This is a genomic window from Brachyspira catarrhinii (genome assembly GCF_005518285.1).
Classification (GTDB): domain Bacteria; phylum Spirochaetota; class Brachyspiria; order Brachyspirales; family Brachyspiraceae; genus Brachyspira; species Brachyspira catarrhinii.
In genome coordinates this window covers 1-275 of sequence record NZ_SJDU01000905.1, presented here as the reverse complement: position 1 = coordinate 275, position 275 = coordinate 1, and the positions used below count along the sequence as shown (strand labels likewise).

The 275-nt window shown below is 29.5% G+C and carries 1 protein-coding gene; it reads right to left on the bottom strand.

Annotated elements, in window-relative coordinates; all coding sequences use genetic code 11:
- The coding region (locus EZH24_RS14650; protein ID WP_161976221.1) for a hypothetical protein at positions 1 to 275 on the bottom strand (275 nt) is incomplete at both ends.

Sequence of the window (275 nt, the reverse complement as noted above, 5' to 3'; positions counted from 1 at the left end):
ATATCGCCATCTAATTCTACCTTACTAAATAAATTTTTATTATAATAAGTATCACCCAATAAATAAATAGCATTTTCTACAAACTCTTCTATTATTGCATTGGGTGGGTTATTCAATTCGTTTCTCGGTCTTATTTCAATACTACTCTCGGTTACTGTGGCTTTTCCATCAAGCTCAAATATTAAAGCATAATCATTAACTCTAACACCTGCTTCTATTGTATTTAATATATTACCAATATCAGTTCCGCTTAAAGTTTTGAATTTTCCGATTTC